The organism is Candidatus Protochlamydia amoebophila UWE25, from assembly GCF_000011565.2.
GTDB lineage: Bacteria > Chlamydiota > Chlamydiia > Chlamydiales > Parachlamydiaceae > Protochlamydia > Protochlamydia amoebophila.
Window position 1 is genome coordinate 2,077,942 of the sequence record NC_005861.2, and the last position, 22,854, is coordinate 2,100,795.

Annotated in this window: 18 protein-coding genes; 7 read left to right on the plus strand and 11 right to left on the minus strand. The window is 34.3% G+C overall.

Annotation, left to right across the window (positions count from 1 at the left end; genetic code table 11):
• Positions 1-11 precede the first annotated feature (11 nt).
• Both PC_RS08215 and PC_RS08220 read left to right on the plus strand, forming a co-directional pair.
• Complete coding sequence (locus tag PC_RS08215) at positions 12-1,442, plus strand: sodium/proline symporter (RefSeq protein ID WP_011176260.1); 1,431 nt, start codon at positions 12-14, stop codon at positions 1,440-1,442.
• Positions 1,443-1,881: 439 nt separating this feature from the next.
• Positions 1,882-3,675 carry a hypothetical protein gene (locus PC_RS08220; protein WP_011176261.1) on the plus strand — a complete coding sequence of 598 codons (1,794 nt, stop codon included), beginning with the start codon at positions 1,882-1,884 and terminating at the stop codon, positions 3,673-3,675.
• A gap of 70 nt (positions 3,676-3,745) precedes the next feature.
• On the opposite strand, the gene acpP is transcribed toward PC_RS08220, so the two are convergent.
• The 4 genes from acpP to PC_RS08240 all read right to left on the minus strand — a co-directional run bounded on the left by acpP (position 3,746) and on the right by PC_RS08240 (position 6,921).
• Positions 3,746-3,979: an acyl carrier protein gene (acpP, locus tag PC_RS08225; protein WP_011176262.1), complete on the minus strand. Its 234-nt coding sequence runs from the start codon at positions 3,977-3,979 to the stop codon at positions 3,746-3,748.
• Positions 3,980-4,144: 165 nt separating this feature from the next.
• Positions 4,145-4,900, minus strand: a complete 756-nt coding sequence (fabG, locus tag PC_RS08230) for a 3-oxoacyl-ACP reductase FabG (RefSeq protein WP_011176263.1) — start codon at positions 4,898-4,900, stop codon at positions 4,145-4,147.
• Positions 4,901-4,969: 69 nt separating this feature from the next.
• Entirely contained in the window at positions 4,970-5,920 is a 951-nt protein-coding gene (gene fabD / locus PC_RS08235; protein ID WP_044045219.1) for an ACP S-malonyltransferase, read from the minus strand.
• A gap of 2 nt (positions 5,921-5,922) precedes the next feature.
• Positions 5,923-6,921 (minus strand): beta-ketoacyl-ACP synthase III, encoded by a 999-nt coding sequence (locus PC_RS08240; RefSeq protein WP_011176265.1) that lies wholly within the window; start codon positions 6,919-6,921, stop codon positions 5,923-5,925.
• A gap of 654 nt (positions 6,922-7,575) precedes the next feature.
• On the opposite strand from PC_RS08240, the gene PC_RS08245 reads away from it, so the two are divergent.
• The 5 genes from PC_RS08245 (at position 7,576) to lpxD (ending at position 13,851) form a co-directional block, all read left to right on the plus strand.
• A complete protein-coding gene (locus PC_RS08245) occupies positions 7,576-7,812 on the plus strand; it encodes a PT domain-containing protein (RefSeq protein ID WP_011176267.1) in 237 nt (78 codons plus the stop codon).
• Between the two features lie 416 nt (positions 7,813-8,228).
• Complete coding sequence (gene recR, locus PC_RS08255; RefSeq protein ID WP_011176269.1) at positions 8,229-8,825, plus strand: recombination mediator RecR; 597 nt, start codon at positions 8,229-8,231, stop codon at positions 8,823-8,825.
• An 808-nt stretch (positions 8,826-9,633) separates the two neighbouring features.
• Complete coding sequence (bamA, locus tag PC_RS08265) at positions 9,634-11,982, plus strand: outer membrane protein assembly factor BamA (RefSeq protein WP_181679108.1); 2,349 nt, start codon at positions 9,634-9,636, stop codon at positions 11,980-11,982.
• Between the two features lie 95 nt (positions 11,983-12,077).
• Positions 12,078-12,650 carry an OmpH/Skp family outer membrane protein gene (locus PC_RS08270; RefSeq protein WP_011176272.1) on the plus strand — a complete coding sequence of 191 codons (573 nt, stop codon included), beginning with the start codon at positions 12,078-12,080 and terminating at the stop codon, positions 12,648-12,650.
• 151 nt (positions 12,651-12,801) lie between these two features.
• The gene (gene lpxD / locus PC_RS08275) at positions 12,802-13,851 is read left to right on the plus strand and encodes a UDP-3-O-(3-hydroxymyristoyl)glucosamine N-acyltransferase (protein ID WP_011176273.1); all 1,050 of its coding nucleotides are present in this window, start codon (positions 12,802-12,804) and stop codon (positions 13,849-13,851) included.
• 85 nt (positions 13,852-13,936) lie between these two features.
• Here lpxD and PC_RS08280 read toward each other — a convergent pair whose 3' ends face one another.
• From PC_RS08280 to PC_RS08310, 7 genes are all read right to left on the minus strand, one after another.
• Positions 13,937-15,397 carry a PP2C family serine/threonine-protein phosphatase gene (locus tag PC_RS08280; RefSeq protein ID WP_011176274.1) on the minus strand — a complete coding sequence of 487 codons (1,461 nt, stop codon included), beginning with the start codon at positions 15,395-15,397 and terminating at the stop codon, positions 13,937-13,939.
• Between the two features lie 356 nt (positions 15,398-15,753).
• Positions 15,754-16,527 carry a hypothetical protein gene (locus tag PC_RS08285; RefSeq protein ID WP_011176275.1) on the minus strand — a complete coding sequence of 258 codons (774 nt, stop codon included), beginning with the start codon at positions 16,525-16,527 and terminating at the stop codon, positions 15,754-15,756.
• Between the two features lie 538 nt (positions 16,528-17,065).
• Complete coding sequence (locus PC_RS08290) at positions 17,066-18,367, minus strand: pyruvate dehydrogenase complex dihydrolipoamide acetyltransferase (RefSeq protein WP_011176276.1); 1,302 nt, start codon at positions 18,365-18,367, stop codon at positions 17,066-17,068.
• A gap of 12 nt (positions 18,368-18,379) precedes the next feature.
• Positions 18,380-19,372: a pyruvate dehydrogenase complex E1 component subunit beta gene (locus PC_RS08295; protein WP_011176277.1), complete on the minus strand. Its 993-nt coding sequence runs from the start codon at positions 19,370-19,372 to the stop codon at positions 18,380-18,382.
• A gap of 11 nt (positions 19,373-19,383) precedes the next feature.
• Entirely contained in the window at positions 19,384-20,412 is a 1,029-nt protein-coding gene (pdhA, locus tag PC_RS08300; RefSeq protein WP_011176278.1) for a pyruvate dehydrogenase (acetyl-transferring) E1 component subunit alpha, read from the minus strand.
• 313 nt (positions 20,413-20,725) lie between these two features.
• A complete protein-coding gene (locus PC_RS08305) occupies positions 20,726-21,985 on the minus strand; it encodes a dicarboxylate/amino acid:cation symporter (protein ID WP_011176279.1) in 1,260 nt (419 codons plus the stop codon).
• Between the two features lie 178 nt (positions 21,986-22,163).
• Complete coding sequence (locus PC_RS08310; protein ID WP_039358740.1) at positions 22,164-22,853, minus strand: YggS family pyridoxal phosphate-dependent enzyme; 690 nt, start codon at positions 22,851-22,853, stop codon at positions 22,164-22,166.
• Between the last annotated feature and the right edge of the window lies 1 nt (position 22,854).

Genomic DNA, 22,854 nt, shown 5'->3' on the forward strand with positions numbered 1-22,854 from the left:
GAGACGTAACTATGCAAATTCAAGTCATTTTAGCATTTATTGCTTATTTTAGTTTACTTCTTCTCATTGGCCTTGTTTGTCATAAAAAACAAACAACCTCCTCTGATTTTATTATGGGCAACCGATCACTCAATTTCTGGCTGGTGGCTCTTTCTGCTCACGCAAGTGATATGAGTGCTTGGCTTTTTATGGCATTTCCTATGACAATTTTCGTATTGGGACTTCCCTATATTTGGATTGCACTAGGACTTTTATTGGGAATGTTTTTCAACTGGCAATTCGTAGCCCCAAAATTACGCTCTATGACTGAAAGCTATGACACCTATACATTATCTTCATTTTTTGAGAAAAGATTTAAAGACACTTCTGGATACATAAGGATTTTAAGTGCTATTATTATGCTTATTTTTCTTACTCATTATCTTTCAGCAGGTCTAATCGCAATGGGTTACTTGCTTGAATCATTATTTGGCCTTAACTACTACTTTGGTTTATCTGTTGCTATGTTGGTGGTAGTCGTCTACACATTTATTGGTGGATTTACAACAGTTGCTTGGACAGATTTGTTTCAAGGTGCTTTTCTTCTCCTAATGATTATTTTAGTTCCTACCATAGCAATGACAAAGATTGATAGCTGGCAAACCATTTCGCATATGGCTCATCAAAAAAAAATTTCTTTATCTCTGTTTGGTGATAGTAGTCTGGACTCCTTTATCAAAATTTCTTCCTTGGCCTTGGGATGGGGACTTGGTTATTTTGGGATGCCTCATATTATCACTAAATTTATGGGTATTAAAGATGTCAATGAAATGCACAAATCTAAATGGCTTGGCATGACATGGCAATTTGTTACTTTAGGAGCTGCTGCAGTCGTCGGCTTAATTGGAATTGCTTATTTTCCAAACGGCTTAGCTAAACCAGAAATGGTTTTTGTTGAAATGGTAAAGGATCTTTTTAATCCTTTTACAGCAGGCTTTATTTTATGTGCTGTGGTTGCGGCTAATATGTCAACAATGGATTCTCAAATCCTTGTTTGCGGTTCTATTTTAAGCGAAGATCTTTATAAATATTTTTATAAACAAACACCATCCGATCAAAAAATCCTTTGGGTTTCTAAAATGAGCGTTGTCACGGTAGCTTTGATCGCTTTATTACTAGCATTCAATAAAAGTAATACAATTTTAGATACGGTTTTATATTCATGGTCAGGTCTTGGAAGTGCTTTTGGCCCATTAGTTTTAATGAGTTTATATTCTAAACAAACAAATCGTTATGGGGCAATTGCAGGAATGATCACCGGAACTTTCGTCGTTGTGGTATGGCCTAGTTTAAACCCTCTATTATTTCGATATGAATTATTACCAATGATTCCTGGTTTTTTCACAAGTTTGACTGCCATTTATTTAGCTTCAAAATACACTCGAAAAAATTCTTTGAATTAAATCAGTACACTTATCAAATCTTCCTGAAAACTTCATTTCAGTATCAAATCTCTCCAACCAAAGAATTTTCATGATTTTGTTGGGGAGTTGGCTGTCTTTAATAATCCAAGTTTCCTAATAAGCCTATTTACCAAAATCTTCCTTTGAATTATTTTCATTTTTTGATAAATTGTTTTCTTAAAAAGAAAATTTATTTTTTTTAAATATACTTGGCGATCTTATAAAAAGTTACCAAATCAAAAACCTACGTTCTTCAGTTTATAAAAAATTAAACTAAACAAATTGAAAATTTTTGAAATTTGAGCTAATAAACGATGAGACTTAGAGATTACTTATATTGAAAGTAATTTAAATTTTTACTGGTATCTTTTTATAAACAATATAAGTTTAATAAATTCAATTATTTTTATTTTATTCCACTTTTAAATATTAGGGTTTTATGAGTTTTGATGTTGTTCCTTCTGGCCATTTAACATCTCGATCTGTGAATCGAGAAATATCGCAGCTTCGCTTTTCTCAACAATTAAACGCTTTTTTCGGTAGAATTTGGAGTTTAATTTGCTCAACAGCAAATTACTCAGCTAAATTGTTAAAAACCGTCGCATTGACAAAGCGTAGAGCAAATGAAATCGCCCCTAGTGTTCAGTACCTTTCGGATTCAAATAGGCTCATAAAATCTTTAAAGGGAAGAGTTTCTTCAATTTCTATCTCACCCACTACGCATACTACCCCAGTAAATGTTTCACTGCTTTCGTCACCCACCAAATCAGTCCCTTCAACCAACCCGCAAAGTGAGCCTAATCTCCCTCCTCACATAGCACCTGAAAGCCCACAAAAAACATGTTCATCTTTACATTCCTCCTCCTCCCAGCCCGCAATTTCAGTTTCATCACCCAATCTCACCTCCATTGCTTACTCTCCTAATTTTGAATACAGTGTTGATTTTTTTGATAGATACTTTGAGCAATGTGGCTTTGAAAGTAACTTTAAAACTATTCTCCAAACAGCGAAGATTTATAAAGACAACAAAAGCATCTCCACACCTTTTAATGAACTTTCTGGCGAATACACGATTAATATAGCATCTTCTATCAGTATCAAAGCAACCCTTGCTGAAGGAATGTTTAAAACATTTTATTTTTTAGATAAAAAAGGAGCTATATTAGAGGGTTACTACGAAAATGGAGAATTAATTTTAACATCTATTATAACTCCTGATCGACTGACGAAATTTGAAGGTCGTTTTATTAATGGAAAAGTTACCGACTCACAAGGAAAAATCTTTTATAATACGAATTCCCCCCATAATACTGATTCATTACAAGATTTTAATGCCTGTTATGAAGGGCCGATCGTCGATCAGTTACCTCACGGAAAAGGAATTTACAAACAAGAAGGCGAAAGTGAAGAAAGAGTTTATTTTAAAGGAAATTTCACCTCTGCTGAGTATGATTCCACAAAAAAGAGTTATACAGTACTAAAGCAAGAAACGATATCTGAAATCAGAGAACTCTCATTTGAACAACAACAAGTTCTTGGCTACCAAAGTACAATACTCTCTTATGATGAAGAATGCGAAGACTGGACAGAAACAGATATCTCTATTAATTATGAAGGATCCCTTCAGACATATTTTAAACATGGACAAGGAACTCTCTGCTCTACCTATTTCCACGAAAGAGAAGGTAAAAAAATAAAAATCATTCATCAATATGTTGGGGAATTTGAATTTGACTTTTTTAAAGCAGAGTCAGGAGAGTATACTGTTATAATTAACGATATATCTAGTGATACCGAAATTCAGGGAACTGTCAGGTTCACTTCGCACGGGGAAAAATTTAAAAATATTATACTTAATACTCAAGAATACGTTTACGAATTTGATTTAATACATTCAGAACACACAATTGAAGATGCTATGTTCTTAACTGGATATGGCACAAGAAATGATGGTAAGAAGGGAAAATTTATTAATGGCTTTCACATCGATGAATATCAACTTGCCGAAGATGACGAAGATGAAAATGGGCCCCTAAGCATTCCCCAATTTAGAACAGACTCTCAAAAACTGATGTCAGAAGTTGATGTTGACGGAGATTACACTGACGAAGATAACGAAGATGAAACTTCTTCTATTAATTCTGATGCAACTTCAGGAGACTATACGTCAGAAGAAGATCTATCTTCATCAGAGGAAGTCACAGACGACAATTTATTTGAAAATGAAAAATAACCAATATTTTACTGATTAAAAAGTCCAAGAAACCGATGCTGAATATTCTATTCAGCATCGGCAAAATCTACTATGATTTGCGCTTTTCAAGATAACTAATCACATCGTTTACCGTTTTTAATTTTTCAGCATCCTCTTGTGAAATCTCACATTCAAAACGCTCTTCAAATGTCATGATGAGTTCTGTTAGATCTAGAGAATCTGCATTCAAATCTTCTACAAATGACTTTTCTGAATTGACATCATCTCTATCAACTCCTAATTGTTCTACAACAATATCAATGACTTCTTGTTCAATTGACATAAGAAAATCCCTTTCGTTAAGGCTTTATAAATTTATTTAAAAACTGAACGGTATAATATTCTGTTAAAAACGATTATTTTAATCAACAGTAGAAATTAGATATGAAATATTTTTTTTACTAATTTTCTTTGTCAATTTATTTTAAATCAATTGATTAATTGAACATTATGACATCACCATTCCACCATCCACAGTAATGACCTGGCCTGTGACATAGTTAGAAAGTGGCGTAGCTAAAAACCAAGCTAAATTAGCAATATCAGAAGGCTCCCCTAAGCGATTAAGAGGAATATCTTTTACAATCATTTCTTTCTGTATTGGTGTTAAAGCATCGGTCATTTTTGTTTGAATGAAACCTGGAGCAATACAATTTACTAAAATATTTCGAGAAGCTAATTCTTTAGCTAAAGCTTTTGAAAAACCGATGATTCCTGCTTTTGAAGCGGCATAATTTGTCTGCCCGGCATTCCCCATCAATCCAACCACAGAACTGATATTAATAATTTTTCCTTTTTTGGCTTTCATCATTCCACGAACGACAGATTTACAAGTGTTAAAACAAGATTTCAAATTAGTATCTAAAACTTTATCCCAATCTTGTTCAGGCATCTTCATCAACAATTGATCAGCAGTGATTCCTGCATTATTAATCAAAATGTCCACCACTCCAAATTCTTCTACAACATCTTTAATTGCCTCATCAACTAGTTGAGTTTGAGAAACATCCACACAGCGAAAGTAAATAGTTTGAGATTGTGTAATTTCTCGAATTTCATTAATTGCTTTTTGCCCTGTTTCTGCATTCGTTCCAAAAATAATAACTTTTGCACCCTCTTCTGCAAATTTCGAGGCAATGGCTTTTCCAATTCCTGCATTACCACCTGTAATAATAGCTACTTGATTTAACAACAACTGATTCATCGTCATTCCTTTATATAAACTTAGTACAGCATTAGCAATTGACTTGTTCTAGTCGGTTTCATCTCTTTTCTATTGGATAATATGATCTAAAAGAGCTAAATCCTCTACTTTTTCAATAGACAATGTTGGTGCTTTCACCCCAATTCGCTTATTCAACCCATTGAGTGTTTTTCCTGGACCAAATTCAATAAATAAATCCACATCATGACTTTCGATTGCGCGAATTCCCTGCTCCCATCGAACAGAATGTGTGATTTGTTTGCTTAAATGAGTTCGGACAAGTTCTAAATCATCGACGAAATCCCCAGACACGTTCATCACAAGTTGAGAAGACCCTTTTTGGAAAGGAGTTGACGAAATAAATGGATTCAATCGATTTTCCGCTACTTGCATTAATCCACTATGAAAAGCACCTGCCACTCGTAAGGGAAGAACTCTTTTTGCTCCATGCTCCTTGGCCGCTGCAACTCCAGCTTCAATGCCCAAAGAGGTTCCAGAAAGAACAACCTGACCGGGACAGTTAAAATTAGCAATCCATAAATCATTTGTTAAATTCAGCTTGTTCACCATCTCTTCAACAACAGAGTTTTCAAGCCCTATGACAACAATCATTGATCCTTTAGTTTCTTCACAAGCCTCATGCATATATTCACTACGGTATCGAACTAAAGGCAAAGTCTCTTGATATGGGAGCATTTCACTCGCAGTTAATGCTGTATATTCCCCTAAACTAAGACCTGAACAAACAAATGGCTTTAAATTGTATAATTCGGAAACTACTCGCAAAATGGCTATACTAGAGACATAAATTCCAAGCTGACTATTTTTTGTTAAAGTCAACTCCTCTTCAGAACCATTAAATACAATATTTGAAAGAGAACGCTTTAAAATATCATCGGCCTCTTCAAATGTAAGTTGAGCCAGAGAAAATTGATTCACAAAATCTTTAGCCATTCCTGGATATTGGGCCCCTTGACCAGGAAAAAGAAAGGAAATGCGTTTATAAATTTTTTTATCCATTTTTACCTTGTTGTTTTGGTCAAAATTGAAGCACCCCAAGTTAATCCTCCACCGAAAGCGGTTAAGAGAAAATGCTCACCATTCTCAAAGCTATGTTCTTTGATTAATTCATCCAAAGCAATTGCGATGCTTGAAGCAGAAGTATTTCCATATTTGTGAACAGTTTGATAAACTTTTTCATCGGGGAAATTAAAATTTTTAGCTATGGCATCAATAATCCTTTTATTTGCTTGATGAGGAATAAGCCAACTCACATCAGATTCTTGGAGCTCAGCTCGAACTAAACATTCGCGTGCCGCTGCACTCATGCGCCTAACAGCATGTTTAAAAACCTCATTACCTGACATTTTAAAGTAATGTAACCCTTCCGAAACCGTTTCTATTGAGGCGGGTTTTCTCGATCCACCGCCGGGAATTAAAACTAAATTAGCTAATTCTCCATCCGCACCCAAACACAAGGAATCAATCTTCAACCCTTCCCCTTCTCCTTTAACAACAGCCGCCGCTGCTCCATCACCGAACAAAACACATGTCGTCCGATCCTTATAATCAATAAAGGCAGACATTTTTTCTGTTGCAATAACAAGAACATGCCGATACATATTAGATTCAATATAAGCTTTTGCTACTGACAAACCATATAAAAATCCTGTACAAGCTGCCTGAATATCCATAGCGGCTGCTTTACTTGCTCCTAGATTTGCTTGAATTAGATTAGCTGTACTGGGTGAAATATAATCAGGACTCATTGTGGCAACTAAAATCATGTCAATTTGCTCAGCTTTCAAATTGGCAGTTTTAAGAGCTTTTTGAGCAGCGTAAGTTCCCATATCGGAAGGAAATTCTTTCGCATCTGCTAAGCGTCTTTCACGTATTCCCGTTCTAGATACGATCCAATCATCTGAAGTCTCGACCATTTTCTCTAAATCTTGATTAGAAAGCACGCGTTCAGGTAAATAAGATCCTACGCCTGTTATCCGAGCAATTATTTGATTTGCCATGAATACTATTCCTTCTCTCTTTAAATTATCTGAAATTGGAATGATCAAAGAAAAAAGTTAGCTCGCACCAATTTAAAATTTTTCAATCCAATTAACGAGGCTAAATGATTACAAAGAATCTAAAATTCAAAGAGAAAAATCCAAAGTTCAGAAAAAAAATATAGCAAAATATCAATAAATAGTCGATGTCGAATTAATCGGGGTTTGGATTCAAATTTACATATAAAACAGTTTTGAAGAGGGAAATTGCATGAAATAAGTAGCCATATATTATGTTTTTTAGACTTAAAATTTTGATTGCGTAAGTAAGTTAGGTCCTCAACAAATTGATTGATATGTGTAAGCATTGGTTCATTTTATTTTCATTTCTCAGCTAAACAGATAGGTTTATTTTTAGTAATTACATAAAAAGTTGAAAACTTAGTCATAAACAGTATGGCCAAACAATGAAAATATTAATCGCAATTATATTCATTTTATTAATTCTACTTCAGATCGGTCTATTTTTATTTGTTTTCCATTTATTTCAATCTCCTTATAAACCTTTGCAACCCATGCATGTCATTTGAAATTCATCGCTCTCAATCTGAATGGGATATGTTAACCAAGTATTTATACAAAGAAGTCGTTCCATCTCCTCAAACTTAAGTTTTTATGCAAAAACTTTTTGATTTATTTGAACATCGAAGCTTTAAAGAGCAATTAATTTTATGGCTTTTAAGCCTCGTACTGCTTCCGCTTATTTGGACAACTTTTATTTCCTATGAATTATCCAAAAAATTGATCCTAGACCAATCAACCAATCAACCAATCAACCAATCAACCAATCAACCAATCAACCAATCAACCAATCAACCAATCAACCAATCAACCAATCAACCAATCATTTGAAAGCACTAAGTTTGCGTCAAGCTCAATTAATAGAAACTTATTTTAAAGAAAAGGAAAAAATGCGGCCTATTTAGCTAAAGATCAGACCTTATCAACTCCCACTCAAGCTTTTAAAAAAGCCTTAGCGGCAGGTTTAAATTCTTCTCAATATCAATTATTGAAAATGCATTATCAATTATTACTCGCCTTTAAAACGGAACAAAGATTTTTCGACTCTTTAAAAAGATGGGAAATAGGATCACTGAATAGATTGATTGATCATATTTTAGACGACCTTTATCAATTTACTTCTGGCGCTGCTCATTCCGATGATATTACCCTTCTCTGCTTAAAACAACTTAGTTAACCGGTTTAGTTGCTTTACAACTCATCTACAATCTGTTAAACTTTTTTCAAAATTCATTGTTGAGGTTAAAATGCGTTACCCTGAGCATTTATTAAAGTTAATTCATATTTTGAAAAAATTTCCGGGTGTGGGCCATAAAAGTGCCGAGCGTTTTGCCTTCCATCTATTAAATTGGCCGATGGAGCATCTCATTGAATTAAGCGAAACTGTCAAAAATACAAAAGACAAAATAAAACAATGTTTGAACTGCGGCTGTTTAACAGATGAGGCAGCTTGTTATTTTTGTGATATTAATCAGCGAGACTCGCAAATTATTTGCGTGACAGCTTTCCCGCGTGATGTGTTTTCAATTGAAGAAACTCACGAATATCGGGGTTTATATCACGTTTTAGGAGGGGTATTATCTCCTTTAGAAAATCGTGGACCAGAACATTTATCAATTTCTCGACTAAAACATAGAATCCAAGACTTACAAATTAAAGAGGTTGTTATTGCTTTAGATTCTACGTTAGAAGGAGATGCGACTGCCCTATTCCTCAAACAAGAATTGGCTGCCGACGACATTCAGATTTCTCGTCTCGCGTTTGGCCTTCCTATGGGGAGCTCACTAGATTATGTAGATGGAGGCACTTTAGCCAGAGCATTAGCAGGGCGCAGTCGCTTCTAAAATTAATTTAAACATTTTTTTATGGAAAAGTGTGTTCCGTACTTCCCATATGCAGAGCTTCTAATTTTTCGTTAGCTTTTTCGTAAAATACATAACTTGAATTTGAAAGAAATCGGTCAAATTTTTCTGAGTGGTTAAATTAGCCGCCATTCCAAGTAAATTACGCTCAGGCAAGTTGGAACCAAGATTTGTTCGGCAGCTAGATCCGTCAATTTGCTTAGCTACTTTTTTTACATGTTCAAGCAAAGTATCGAAATTCAGCCAATTTTTCAGCAAGAAGATAGTCGGCAAAAAAGCTATAGCATACGCTTGTGGGCTTTAACGGACAATTCTTCTAGTTTGCCTTAAGCATTTAAAGCTTCTGAATTCTCTTTTAATACATCGTTAATAATCGATTGAATTCTAAAAACAACGGCTGGCTTGCTTTGATTGATTTTTATTTAAATATGCAATTTAAAAGTTTATTGATAATAAAAATTTCACCAATAACTGGCATAATTTCCCTTTTGTTAGTTAATACAATATATTAAATATTATAAAAAATAAACAAATCTAAAAAAATCAATGTTGTTATTCTCATTTTGATGGAGTTTCTCAATAAATTGAAATTGAGGCCCTAACATTCTAAAAAAAAAGCTAGCCATTCCGAAAACAAGTGAGTTCTAGTTGCAAAATAGCTCTCATTCGCCTATGATCACTTAACTTTTCTATGTGTACTCACTTGAATGAAGGGTTTTTCTCTAAAATTTGCGTTCAAGTTAATAATGATGCAAAGAGGCTTTCTTTTTTGCCAACGCTAAGGTTTGTTATGTTGAAGAAAATTTTTTTTACGTTTTATTGCTTTTCCTTCCTTTTTCTTCATGCTGTATATGGCCAAATTCTACAGTTTGAAAATCAAGCTATTAATAAAATAGAGATCCAAGTTCATAGTCGTGCGGGAATCATTACCGATAACCAAACCTTAATGAGTCGTTTACGTACACAACCTGGAGGATTTTTTTCACAGGCTGATTTTGATGAAGATTTAAAAACATTGGCTCAAGAATTCGATCGAGTCGATCCAATTGTCAATACAACAGAAGAAAAAGTATCGATCACACTTAACCTTTGGCCAAAACCAACAATTCGAAATATTCATTGGTGTGGAAACCATCGAGTGAGCACTAATCGCCTTCAAAAAGAGTTAGGGATTGGGTGTTTTGTCACTTTTGAGCGCCAAGCCTTTAATCAAGCTTTTCACAAATTGAAGGCTTACTACATTCGCAAAGGTTTTTTTGAAGCTCAATTAAATTATCATGTCGAACTTAATTCTGAAACAAATGAAGTAAACATTACCATTGAAATTCAAGAAGGACGTTCAGGAAAAATACAAGAAATCGATTTTGTAAATTTTAGTGAAAAAGAAGAGCACGAAATATTAAGTCAAATGATGACTAAAAAATATAATATTTTTCTAAGCTGGTTTAGCGAGGAAGGTACCTATAACGAAGACGCTATCCAACAAGATCGACTCATTATTACCAATTATTTGCAAAATCAAGGTTATGCAGATGCTTCTGTTGAAATCAACGTCATGGAAGCTAGTAAAACAGATCGAATCATCGTGACGATCATCGCCGATAAAGGAGAGCGGTACTATTTTGGCCGTTTATCTTTTGAAGGCAACCAAATTATTTGTGATGAAGAAATTGATCGACTTTTTGGTATTCGTCAAGGAGAATTTTTTTCAATCGAAAGTATTCGAGAGACAATAGAAACATTAACTGATGCTTATGGTCGTTTAGGATATGTTGACGCAATCATCGATTTTGAACCAGAGTTAGATGAGCGTGACTACAAATATCATGTTAACTTTAAAATTGAAGAAGGTGAACAATTTTATGTAGGATTGGTTCGCGTCTTCGGAAACCTTTCGACGAAAACATCTGTGATCCTCCATGAAACACTGATGATTCCTGGAGAAATATTTAATACGATTAAATTAAAAGCCACAGAGCAAAGGCTTATTAACATTGGTTATTTCAAACATGTTAACGTTTATATTGTTAAAGGAACAGAATCTACTTTAGGAAACAACTATAGAGATGTTTATATCGAAGTCGAGGAAACGAATACAGGACAATTTAGTGCTTTTGTTGGTTACAGTAGTGTGGAAGAGCTTTTTGGAGGAATCAACATTACTGAAAGAAACTTTAATCATGAAGGTTTCTATTATCTCTGGCGAGATGGATTAAGAGCGTTAAGAGGTGGAGGAGAATATGCACAGTTTAACATACAAATAGGACAAAAAAGCCGAAACTATACTTTTTCTTGGACAAAACCCTATTTTATGGATACAAAATGGACTATTGGTTTTGACTTATCTAAAGCAAGCACTCGCTATATTTCTAAAGACTATGATCTTGATACAGTTTCTTTAATATTAAGAGCTAATTATAATATTAACCAATTCGTTCGCTTTGGAGTTCAATACCGGCTAAAAAATGGTGTTGTTCATTTAGGTCATCGGGGAGATCACATTCCTAAATTAGAACATGATGCACATATTCATGGATTAATATCCGCTATCGGAACCTCTTTAAATTATGACTCTACAGATCATCCTATTAAACCAACAGCGGGATTTAGATCAAAACTCTTAATCGAATATGCTGGCTTAGGCGGTGATCACCAATTTTTTAGCTTGGGATATTTTAATTCTTATTATTATCCGGTTGGAAGCAGAATGGTATTAAAATATCGAGCCGACTTGCGTTTTATTCAACCTATGGGCCACACGCGCTATGATATTTTACCTTTAGATGAGCGTATTTTTTTAGGGGGAGACTACAACGTACGAGGTTTTAGACCTTATCGATTAGGTCCTCAGTATAAGAATACACATGTACCTCGCGGAGGACTTTCAATGCAGTTTTACTCAGTCGAATTATCGAGAAAAATTATGGGTGAATTTGAAATTTTTACTTTTCTAGATGCAGGTCATCTTTCTGAGGACACATGGGAATTTGGTCGAATGAGTGTATCTGTAGGATATGGAACTCGATTTAAGCTGCTAGCTAGCGTCCCTCCAATTACCCTTGGAATGGGATATCCTTTAAATGCAAAAAATCGAAGTGAAGTAAAAAAATTCTTTTTTTCTTTAGGTGGAAATTTTTAAACAACATTTTTGGAACTAAATTGTTCATTAGCTGAAAATAATGGCGGTTCTGAAGAACTATAGATGAAATGTGAGTATTTACAAGGAGAAGACTTATGAAAAATCTACGTCAATTACTATTAACTCTATTTTGTACCTTTGTCGTTTCAACGTCGGCATTTGCCCAAACAACTTCCCAACCTTTAAAGATTGGAATTGTCAATGCAAAAAAATGCTTGGATGAATCTAAATTAGGTAAGCAAGAACAAGCAAATTTTGACAAAATGAAAAAACAAATGGAGTCTATTCTTCAAGATAAAGAACGTGATTTAGAAGAACTTGAAAGCAAAATCAATGATGAAGATTACATGGATAGCATTTCGGAAGAAGCTGCTAGCGAACTAAAACGTAAAAAACGAAATCTAAAAAATGAAGGACTACAACTTCAAAATCAATATATTCAAACTTTACAGCAAGCAAATCTTAAAATCGTACAAAAATTAACAGACACAATCGCAAAAGCCTCTAGTCAAGTTGCTCAAGATACTACAATTGGCCAAGCTGTGGATGTGATTTTTAGCGATGAAGCTTGTACCTATTTTGCTCCTGGACTAGATGTTACTGATCGTGTTGTCACTAAAATGAATGCTATCTATGATAATGAACAAAAAGAAGCCTCTAAAAAATAGATATTTGTAAATAAAGTAAAAAAAGAAAAAAATTAGCTTGAAAGTACGCTTTTTCGACTAATACCAAATTGAAAAAATAAATGTTATTTTTTCGATTTGGTAAAATTGTTAATTTGAGTGAAAATTTTTATTGGTTAAAAACTAGTGGGATATGAACGAGAAAAAACATTTTACCTTACAAGAACTCGCTCTTTTAACGGACTGTAAACTTGTTGGTAACCCATCACAAATCATCAAGAGCGTAGCAGATCTAGAAAATGCCTCAGAAGAAGATGCTTCATTTTTTGCTAATAATCGTTATCTACAATCCTTAAAAGAGTCTCAGGCAGGGGTTGTTTTTGTCGACTTACAAACTCCGTTAATAGAAGGGAAAAACTATCTTTTATCTGAAAATCCTTCCCGCTCATTTCAACATTTAATTGATACATTATATCCTCAAAAAAAACACCCCTCGGGATTTACGGGTATTCACACTTCTGCTGTTATACATCCGACGGCAGAAATTGGAAATAAAGTCACGATTTGCCCGCAAGCAGTCATTGATGAAGGAGTAAAGATTGGTTCAGGCTCATTTATTGGTGCTGGAGTCTATATAGGATCATACTCTGAAATTGGAGAAGATTGTACCATTCATCCGCGTGTCGTTATTAGAGAAAAATGCTATTTAGGTAATCGAGTCATCTTACAACCAGGTGTTGTTATTGGCTCTTGCGGATTTGGCTATACAACTAACCAACAAGGACAACACATCAAACTGAATCAAGTTGGCAATGTGTGGGTTGAAAATGATGTAGAAATTGGTGCTAATACAACAATAGATCGAGCACGTTTTAAAAGTACCCGTATTGGTCAAGGAACAAAAATTGACAACCTTGTCCAAATTGCTCATGGCGTGACAATTGGATCATATAATATCATTGTTTCCCAAACAGGAATTGCGGGTTCCACTACAACAGGTAAATATGTTGTTATTGCTGGGCAAGCTGCTATCGCAGGACATCTACACTTAAAAGATCATGTGGTGGTAGCAGGCAAAAGTGGGGTTACGAAGTCTTTAAATACCGGTAAATATAGTGGTATTCCCGCTATGCCAATAAAAGACTATAACCGCAACCAAGTTTTTTTAAGAAAAATTGAAATTTACATCAACCAAATCAAAAACCTTGAAAAAAGGGTGCTAGAATTGGAATCTCAAAACTGAATTAGCTCTTAAGAAATGAGGAAGATCTTATTCAATCGGATAATTAGATAAAGTTAAAAGATTCTCGATTCATTCATCTAAAATGTTAATCAATTCTTAAACTAATAACAGATACATTGTCATTGTCATAATCATTGTGTTTGCTCAAAGCCAAATTTGCAATTTCTTGAGCAATGTTCATTTGTTCATTATCCCAAGTGTGTTGAATGACTGTTTCTATCAGTTGATTCATTTGTTTAGTAAGAAAATTCCAAACACCGTCACAAGCTACAATAAGGCGATCCCCTTGCTGTAATTGTATCATGGATACAATGGGTTCTTGGCTAACAAGAGGGAAGGCTTGATCAGAACAAAACTGACGGTCACCAATTGAGCGACTTGGTTGAAGAGTTCCCGCTCCCTTCAAACTTATACTCTTGAAATCTCTAGATAAAGTAAGTCTACCTAAATGCTGTTGCCAGTAAGTATTTATTCGTTTGAAATCTTTTTTTGAAGACCATTTTCGTACGCAAGATAGTGGTGTGGCTTTAATAAGGGCTTTCCGCTGCCGAAAATGCCAAACTTCACTATCACCTAAAGTAGCAACAACTGTTTTAAGAGTTTTTCGGCAAACATAACAAACAACAGCAGTACTTCCTCCAACTAATTTTCCGTTGATGCAGTCAATTTTTTTAGTAATCACTTCTTGATGAATATCTTTAAATAAATTTTTAAATACTTCTATCATATCTTCTGAATCAGATTTTCTTTCAACAAAAAGCTTTTGCACCCTTTCAGAAACATAGTGAGCGACTTGCCCGTTTTCTCCATGCCCATCAAAAACACCTAGTAATTCTCCATCAGGCAGGGAAAGATGAAAATGCGCATCTTCCATCGTTGGGCGAAAAAACCCTTGCTCTGCTGCACTGGTAACGCTAAACTTCACATTTTCTGCTATCGTTCGTAAAGGTCTTGTTAATTCTTTGGCTATTTCTGATGCATCCTCAATTTTCTCGACTAATTTATGTTCAAAAATAGCTTTTTTCAGATTTTTAATCATTTTAAGCTCTACAGTTGTATGAGCAGGTAAAGAGAGAGCTTCAGATAATAAAATGGGCGTATTTAGTTGTGAATTAGGTAATAAAAGGCCATTTTCTTCTTGCTTATTAACGATTGAAAGCTCACTGTTCGTCAACGTGATTTCTGATGAATCCTCAGTTGTCGAATTGCTATTTGAGCCTTTTGTTTCCACAAAAACTGCCAACGCCTTTCCTTTTTTTCTTTTTATCACATTAGATAGGAAAATTTGGTTTGTGGAATTGGTAGAGTATAAGTGATTTTTTGAAAGTTGAGTGGCAATAACAATAATTCTCTCAATTACCGATATAACAACTCCAGCCATTGGAATCGATTCTAAAAAGGCTATAAAAAGGTGTCCGGCTTTATTAGTTTGCCGGAATAGTTCATAATGTCTCACAGCATAAGGATGAAACAGGAGAGATTGGCAAAATTCTGTTTTATTAAGTTCGTACCCTTTAGGATGAGCTGCAAGCGAAAGTTCTAACATTTTTTATACTTTTTTTATTGATTACACCAATTAGGATAGTTAAAATTTAAAAATTGTTATTACCTTAAACACTTATAAAAAAAAAATCAACTATTCAAATTAAAATTGTAAAAACAATTTAAAGTAAAAATGATTTTTATCTTTTATAAGTCTTTTTTTTAATATGGCTTATCGAGTGTAAAAAAGCTTATACAAAAAAGTTAAGCAGTTTCAGAGAAATGACAATTTATTTTAATAAAAAAAGAAACAAATAAAAAAAATTATTTAATATAGGGATATGAAGCTTTTGCAACAAAAATTTTTCGCATATGGTTTAGTCGATGTCTTAATCACATTAAAGACATCGACCAATTTTATTAATTTTGCTGTTGAAATGACGTTTCAATATTATTTTGTAATTGGATAATTTCATCTTGTATTTTCTTTGCTTGAATAGAGTTAAAGGAAGCTTTCCGCCCATACTCCAAAGCTAAACCACATACTGTTGTCACTCCTACACAAACGCCACCCAATGAATAATAAAGATGTTTGTGTAACAGGATACTTAAGGCAGTAACAGCAATCGAAACTAGCAAAATACTTTTTAATAAAAATCTCTTTTTAAAAAATGTTTGCTGCTCTTCTAATTTATTTTGAATTACTTCATAAATACTCTTAAATTTACTTTTCTGATCATCGGAAAGAAAATTAAATTTCCCCCAAGCACTTGCATCTTCTCGAATCTGTGCAAGATTTGTTTTTACGCTGCGTTCTTGCTCATTTTGAAAAATAGAAAAAATAGTCCCTAAAATATTTCTAGAAGCAGTTTGCTCTGATGAATTTTCTTCCGGAACAGAAAATTCTCTATAAGAAAGAGTGTGGTAAGACGAAGAATAATTTGTAGTTTCCGAAGAAATTGTTCGATTAGATAGCGGAGTCGAATTTGCAGCCCAATGAAGGTTGTTTAAAACCTCTTTAATCTTTTCTAGTTCACATCTACGTAGGTCTTCGCATCTACGTTGTTCGTCCCTACGGGGATTATTAGAGCGAATAACACGAATCGTGTGTACTCGATCAATTTCATCAGGAGAAGAAGGGCTTCCTGGGAAGATACCTTGAGAGTTAGTTGGAGGATTAGTTAATTGATTCATAATTTGTATAAAATGTCTAGATTAATAAATTTATATATAAAATAATATTAAAAGATTAACAACATAAAATCAATAAAATTAAACAAACTGCTATTTAAATTTATTAAAGTCGAAAATCTAAAATTTAAAGCTGAAATAAGGGTTAAATGTATCTAATCAATTTTTTGGTAATAAATTCAATACCTACTAATTTATGAACGATGAGAGTAGACTTTTTCTTTATTTTTTAATTTAATCCTGGGGTTTTGTATTATATGCTATCCACCAAAACAGCCAAATTTAAATAAACTTTCTAATAAACGGATTTTTAATAATGAAGTAAATTACACAATTTCTTAAACCCCATATGCTTAATGCTAGATTTTATACATTTCCTAAAAAATCGTTCATACTAAAATCTCTTGGATTTCTGCTGGATTTGACTTACAAAATCAAATATTTATTTTAAATCATATTACAAAGTTTCTATTTTTTCCTATAGAGCATTTTTTACGTAGGTTTAACGTGATCAATTTTTAAACCTCATTTTACTTGTTTATTAAAGCAATAATCCAGCGGGATTTTCTAACAATTGCTTTAAACTTTGAAGAAATTTGGCAGCCGCCACCCCATCTATTACACGGTGATCAACTGATAAAGTTAAATTCATTGTTTTACCGGGTATCACCATGTTATTTTGAATAACAGGAACATCTAAAATTCCACTCACAGCGAGAATAGCCGCTTGTGGAGGATTTAGTATCGCTTGAAACTCGGAAACACCAAACATTCCTAAATTTGAAATCGTAAATGATCCTCCTTTATATTCTTGAGGTTCAAGCTTTCCTTCACGTGCTTTCTGAGCCAACACACGCATTTCTACCGACAGTTCTCCTAAATTTTTAAAGTCTGCGTGACGAATAATAGGAGTGATTAGCCCTTCTTCCAGGCTAACAGCAACTGCAATATCAATTGTTTTAAATTGAATAATCGATTGATTCGCAGAATTGAAACCACAATTTAAACCGGGATTCTGACGTAAAGCTAATGCACAGGCTCGAACAATGAAATCATTGATAGATACTTTAACTTGATTATTTTTAAGTTGCTCTCTGATTTGGGTCAATGGACTAGCATCGATTGTTAAAGTGACATAAAAATGAGGAATAAAGGATTTAGATTCTTGTAACCTTTGTCCGATAACTTTACGCATAGGAGTCAAAGATAATTCTTCATAACTACCTGGAGGTAATTGAGGAGTCTCACGATGTCCAAAATTGACAACTCCAGCAGCTTGAGCTTTGTCAAGATCTCGACTTATAATTCGTTGTTGAGGACCTGTTCCTTTTACTGTTGTAAGATCTAATCCTTTTTCTTTAGCGAGTTTTTTAGCTAAGGGGGAAGCTAATAATTTTTTATCCCCTCTTTCTATCGGGAATTCAAACGTATAATTTTCCAAAGGAAATTCTGGGACAAAGACAGGCTGTTGAAAAGCCGTAGTTTTACTTTTAGGTTCTTTCTTCTCTTTGTAATTTAACTCTGGCATCTCAATGCTGTCAGATGAAAGTTGCAAAGCCTTTTCTTTTACCCCGTCTGCTTGGTAACCTTCTAAACTTTCATTCTGATCGACGGTTAAAATCGCTATAGCTTGATTAACAGCAGCATCTTTTCCTTCCTGAATTAAAATCTGCCTAAGCCATCCGTCATCAATAGCATTATATTCTACAGTTGCTTTATCAGTAGCTACTTCAATTAGCAAGTCGCCAGTTTGTATCGAATCCCCAATTTTTTTATGCCACTTGATCAGTGTTCCTTCTTCCATTGTGGGAGAGAGTTTGGGCATTGTCAGTGTAAAAGGCATACCACTTAACTCCTAATTTTTTTGAAGTGTTTTATAAATTGCAGAAAGAATTCTTTGTTTATTTGGCATTGTTTCTTTTTCTAATACCTTCGAATAAGGCATGGGTGTTTCGCGTTGGCAAACTCTTTCCAAAGGAGCATCTAAATAATCAAAGCAATGTTCCATAATTTGAAAGCCAACTTCCGCCGCAATGCCTGCAAATAAATGTCCTTCTTCAACAATGACACAGCGATTAGTCTTTTTTACTGAATTTGCAATAGTAGCAATATCTAAAGGTTTGACTGTCCGAAGATCAATAAGTTCAGCACAAATTCCCATTTTTGTTAATTCATTTACAACTTCTTTACAAATTGTAACCATGCGGCTATGAGCAATTAAAGTCACATCTGCCCCAGGCACAACAATCTGTGCTTTCCCAATCGGAATTAGATATTCATCGACCGGAATTTCCATCTTATCTCCATAAGAAAGCTCTGATTCTAGAAATAAAACAGGATTATTATCTCGAATAGCAGACTTTAATAATCCTTTCGCATCATAAGCATTGCTTGGAGCTATAATAGTCCATCCTGGTAAATTTCCATAAATAGCTTCTACACAATGAGAATGTTGACTGGAAACTTGTGCTGCCGCTCCATTAGGCCCTCTAAAAACAATGGGAACAGAAAAACGATTACCTGACATATAGTACATTTTAATCGCGTTAGAAATCAATTGATCGGCTGCAACAAATGAAAAATTAAAACTCATAAATTCAACGATTGGTCGAAGTCCAGTCATAGCAGCGCCTATACACAAACCAGCAAAACCTAATTCGGAAATAGGGGTATCTATGATGCGATTTGCTCCCCATTTATCCAACATTCCTTTAGTAATTTTATACGCTCCATTATATTCGCCAACTTCTTCCCCCATGACAAAAACGCTAGAATCCCTTGCCATTTCCTCATTAATTGCTTGTCGTAACGCTTCTCTAATGTCGATAGTTTGCTTTTCAGTGCTCATTGAGTATACTCCTATACAATGAAATTGGGGGCGAATACGTCTTCTTCCAATGTTTGCGGATCAGGCCATGGGCTATTTTCTGCAAAAGACATTGCCTCAATAATTTTCTCTCGGTTTTCTTTGTTCATTTGCTTGACCATATCTTCTGTTAAAATTCCTTTTTTAATCAAAACTGCTTGAAGAGCAAGAATCGGATCTTTTGCCATAATTTGCTTGAGGGTATCTTTTGCACGATAAAGACCCGGATCAGAAATAGAATGTCCTTTAAATCTTTCAGTAACAACTTCTACTAGCACCGGTCTTTGTCTTTGTAAAACTTCTTGATGAATCTGAGCAAAACCACCATAACAATTAAAAAAATCCATCCCATCAAGAGTATAGGCTTTCATGTTATAGCCACTTGCTTTATCTTCCGCCAAACGTTTAACGCTTACAGCTTTTTGAATAGCAGTTCCCATTCCCCATTGATTATTTTCAATAACGTAGATGCAAGGTAAGTTCCATAATGAAGCCAAATTTAATGACTCATGAAAAGATCCTTGAGGAACCGCCCCATCACCCATAAAACAAACAGCAACTTCGTTTTTATTTCCTTTATATTTTAAAGCAAAAGCAGCTCCAGTAGCAATAGGAACTTGACCTGTTACAATTCCAAACCCTCCTAGCAAACGATCAGTGAAAAAATGCATGGAACCTCCCCGGCCCTTTGCATTTCCTGTTGCTCGACCATAAAGTTCTGCCATTAATTCATTAGGAGTAGCTCCGAGCAATAAAGCTAAAGCATGACAACGATAAGAAGTTGCATACCAATTGCTTTGCCCGATGGCTTGCACAGCAGCTGTCTGAATAGCTTCCTGGCCGACATAAGCATGAAAGAATCCCCCTATTTTACCTTGTTGATAGGCCGATTCTGCTCGAAGTTCAAAATTTCGAATCTTTAACATTTGCTGAAAGCATTCAATGAGAGCTTGCGGTCCCAATTTTTTTATGACAGCATCTTGGTCTACAGAAAAAAACTGGGGTAAAACGTCTGTTTTCATTTCTGCCTTACATTTCATTTTTTTGGGATCTTCTTTTATCGCCATTATTAAAAATAGCAAACAAAAAATAAATAGTTTATAAATTTTTTTTTGAATTCTTTTAAAAGTAATTAATTATACCAAAACGGATGAATTAGAAAAACTCAAAGTTAAAGCTGCCCTAATTTTAACCACCTAAACAGTGAATTTATTTGCTTATGCTAAAACGATAAAATTTTCTTTTTAAAAAGAAATGGTATAAGAATACAACCAATTCGTTGACAATTGATAATAACAACCAACTGCCGTTGTTAAAAAGTTGGTTAACTTAAATTTAAATAATGACAGAATTCAAATCTATGGGTGTTTGATCGAAAGAAATTTGCTCTTGCTTCACTTCTTGATTAACAACCGCAGCTACACAAGAATCAGACCATACGTTAATTGCACTTTCTAGCATATCTATCAACGAATAGAAAGGTAAAATAATTCCTAAAATATGAAGAGGCACATTCATAGCGGCTAAAAACGCACTGGCTAAAAAGTAACAACCCATAGGAACCCCAGCATTGCCTATGGCTGCAATTGTTGATAAGATAATCCAAAGCCCCATTTCAGCAAAACTATAGGTAATGCCCTGGCTCATCGAAACAAACAAGACAGTTGTCAATATAAATGCAGCGCAAGCATTCATATTAATTGTTATACAAAGAGGAAGGGTAAAACTGGCAACCTTGCGAGAAATTCCCACATTTTCTTCTGCACAACGCATAGCCATTGGTAAGGCAGCAGCAGAAGATTTAGTAAAAAATGCAATTGACAAAGCCGGTAGCATTCCTTTTATCATAAAAAGAGGTGAAATTTTTTTTAACTTCAGTAATAAAGGTAAAACGCACCCAGCTTGAATAAGGTTGGCGGAAATCACAACGGTTAAATAAAGTGCAAGGCTTTTGACGTCTAATCCTTGTTTTAAATCATACATGAATAAAGTAATAAATGCCCAAATTGCAATAGGCATAAGCGCCACAACCCAACGAGTAATAACAATAATCGCTGCATAAATACTAGAAAAAAAAGAATGAAGGACAGCTCTCGATTGAGTGGGCAAAGAAACAATGGCAAAGCTAAGTAACATTGCTAAAAATAAAACTCCAATCACATTGTTTTCATTAAATGGTTGAATGACATTAGAGGGGATAATTTGGATAAAAAATTTTAGATAGGTTGGTTGCGAAGATTGAGTGATCGTTTCTTGGGCGTTAACAGTGATTTGCCCTCTAACTGGATCAATAACCACAAATAGGATTAGAGCAATTGTCGCAGCGATGATAGTTGTTAAAAGCGTATATTTTGCAACTTTTTTGCCTAATACTTTAATTTGATGCATACTCTCCATTCCAGAAGCTGTCGATACAATGGAAAGAAAAATGATGGGTAAACTAACTAATTTCAACAAATTAATGAATAATTGAGAAATTGTTTCTGCTGTCTGAAAGATAAGAGGCTCTTGAACATAGCCAGCACAAACACCAAGTACGATTGCTAAAGCAAAAAATATATTTGGATTTATTTTGTGTTTGACTTCTTTGCACATTGATAACCTTTTGTTAATGAGCTGAAAAATTTATGCATGTAAGTCTCTTAAACATTCTACTTTTAACAAAATTACAAAGGTTCAAGAGAAGTATTCAACGGAGTAGCTTATAAGTACCAATTTATTAAGTTCAACAAAAACTTAATTTACCTACTTTTGATTCCAGATAGGCAATCTTTTAGTGCCCAAAAATACCTGATCCTATTCTAAGAAGCGTTGCTCCTTCTTCAATGGCAATTAAATAATCGTTTGTCATTCCCATAGAAAGGTGTTTAAAATAAGTGGGATTATTCATTTGTTTTTTCCATTTTTCTCTTAACTCAAACAATTGTCTAAAACAGAAACGCACATATCCCAAATCTGCTGTATGAGGAGCTATTGTCATCAATCCTTCAATGCGCAGATTAGAAAGCTCTTGTAAAGGTGCTAATAATTTTTCCCATTCATCATGCGTTAAACCTTGTTTAGATTCTTCTTTGGAAACATTCACTTGAAGCAAAATAGAAGTGATTTTTTGCTTTTGAAGGCTTCCTTCTGAAATCTTTTTAGCTAAAGAAAATGAATGAACAGAATGAATGAGAGAAATTGAGGAATTTAAAATTTTTGCAACCTTATTACTCTGCAACGTTCCGATTAAATGCCACTGTATGTCCCTAGGCATTTCGGGAATTTTCGCTAATGCCTCCATCACTCGATTTTCGCCAAACTGTCTGCAACCAGATTGATAAACATCTTGCATAACAGTAATCGGTTGGTTTTTTGAAACAACAATCAAATTAACATCTTGTGGATCTCTTCCAGAAGATACCATTTTAGAAATTACCTCTTCTTGAATTTTTTGGTATCTCTCTACAATAGTATTTTGCATA